The sequence below is a fragment of the Muriicola sp. genome (assembly GCF_049669965.1).
Taxonomy (GTDB): domain Bacteria; phylum Bacteroidota; class Bacteroidia; order Flavobacteriales; family Flavobacteriaceae; genus Muriicola.
The window spans coordinates 1-2,400 of sequence record NZ_JBATLB010000075.1 but is presented as its reverse complement, the minus strand read 5'-3'; the positions used below and the strand labels follow the sequence as shown (position 1 = coordinate 2,400).

General features: G+C 48.0%; 1 protein-coding gene and 1 pseudogene. Both read left to right on the top strand.

Features of this window, described 5'->3' with window-relative positions; genetic code table 11:
* On the top strand, positions 1-2,229 hold a 2,229-nt coding region (gene fdhF / locus WBM49_RS04160), incomplete at its 5' end, for a formate dehydrogenase subunit alpha (RefSeq protein WP_424370806.1).
* Between the two features lie 58 nt (positions 2,230-2,287).
* Positions 2,288-2,400, top strand: a pseudogene (locus tag WBM49_RS04155) (ACP S-malonyltransferase); the annotation flags it as partial.

The following is a 2,400-nucleotide window of genomic DNA, read 5'->3' as shown; positions in this document are numbered from 1 at the left end:
GGCGAATTTGTGCTGAGTATGGCTGGGCGAGGTTTTGATGCCCACATAGTAAAAGGTCTGGACCAAAGCTTTATGGAGTCTGACTGCGTGAGTTGTGGTGCCTGTTCTCAGGCGTGCCCAACCTCTGCCATCTCGGACATTTTCCAGTCCAAGGCCATTCAGGCTACTGAAACCACCCGAACAATTTGTACCTATTGCGGGGTGGGGTGCAATCTGGATATTGCCACCAATTCAGGTGAAATACTGAGTATTACAGCCCCCTATGATGCCGAAGTGAATCAGGGGCATACCTGCCTTAAAGGACGTTTTGCTTTTAAATTCTACAATCATCCTGAACGACTGGATTCGCCTATGATTAGGCGCAATGGCACTTTAGAAAAAGTAAGCTGGGACGAAGCGTACGATTATATCACCGAAAAATTCACACACTACAAAGAGACCTACGGCCCGGACAGCATGGCCGGTATTTCATCCTCCCGCTGTACCAACGAGGAGAACTACCTGATGCAGAAATTCTTCCGTGCGGTGATTCAAACGAATAATATTGACGGCTGCGCCCGTGTGTGTCATTCCCCTACCGCTCTGGGGATGCAGCGCACCTTTGGAACCGGAGCCGCTACCAATTCCATCGAGGATTTAAAGCATACAGATTGCATCATGGTTATAGGGGCAAACCCTACAGATGCACACCCTGTAACAGGAGCAAAACTCAAGCAGTTTGCTATGAAGTCTAACAAGGCATCTATTGTAATTGATCCTCGGCGAATAGAACTGGCCCGCTACGCCACCCATCACCTGGCCTTGCGGCCGGGGACCAATGTTGCGGTGCTGAATATGATGATGTATTATATTGTTCAGGAAGGTTTAGTAGATCAGTCATTCATAGCCAAACGCACGGAGGGTTATGAGGATTTCATAGCTGAATTGATGAGTATTGATCTGGACCAGCTAGAGGCCGTTTCCGGGGTACCCCGTGAACAGGTAAAAGCCGCAGCAATTACCTACGCCAGCGCTCCCAATGCCATGTCATTTCACGGTCTTGGGGTAACCGAGCACTCTCAGGGAACGTTTACGGTAATGCAGATCGCGGATCTGGCAATGCTAACAGGGAACATTGGCCGCAAAGGCGTAGGGGTAAATCCTCTACGCGGGCAAAACAACGTACAGGGAAGTGCAGACATGGGCGTACAACCCCATCAGGGCGCAGGGTATCTGGACGTGACAAATCCGGAAGTCAACCAACTTTACAACCAATTTTATGGTAGTGAAGTCCCTTCACAAATAGGGTATAAGATTCCTGAAATGTTCCAGGCGGCCCTGGAGGGTAAACTCAAAGCCATCTGGATCATTGGAGAGGACGTAGTACAAACGGATCCGAATACCAAAAAGGTGATCCGTGCCCTCGAAGCAACAGATTTGGTCATAGTACAGGAACTTTTTATGACCGAAACGGCCAAATATGCTGACGTAATTCTGCCCGGAGCTTCATTTCTGGAGAAAAGCGGCACCTTTACCAATGGGGAAAGACGTGTACAGGCTGTACGGCAGGTAGTGGAGCCAATTCCGGGTTCGAAACCGGATGGACAGATCATTGTAGATATTATGAACAGGATGGGCTATGCCCAACCAGATTACACCCCCGACGGTATGCTGGAAGAAATCTCACAGATAGTGCCCTTCTTTGCGGGAATCAGGTGGGATCGGTTGGGCAAGAATGGCTTGCAATGGCCTGTAGCTCCAGATGGTACTGATACGCAGATTTTGCACCAACAGGAATTTATGCGAGGCCTGGGTTATTTCGAATTCCATCCCTGGAAGGAGACTCAGGAGATCACGGAACACGGAGAAGAGTATCCCTATATTTTAACTACAAACAGGGAGTTGGAGCACTACAATTGCGGGGCAATGACCCGCCGTACGGCCAACGAAAATATCCTGAAAAGCGACTACCTCATGATTCATCCCGAAGATGCCGCCGCCAACCTGATTAGCGAGGGGGATTTTGTTTGTTTGGAGTCGCCACGAGGAAAAGTAGATGTAAAAGCCCGCATTACGGACGAGGTTAAACCGGGTATTTTGAGCACCACCTTCCACTTTCCGGATATTATGATGAACATTATTACAAGCGATGTACACGACAGTGAAGCCATGTGTCCCGAATACAAGGTAGTGGCAGTAAAGATCCGGAAGTCTAAAGGTAAATTCAAGAAGTTGTTGCAGGATAAATAACCGGAGAACGGCGCATACTAGAAGTATTTATTACATTTGTGCTGTAAAATTTAATATCATGAAAGCATATATATTTCCCGGACAGGGAGCACAATTTTCAGGAATGGGTCTTGATCTTTATGAAAAGTACGACCTGGCTCAGGAATTGTTTGAACAAGCCAATGACATCTT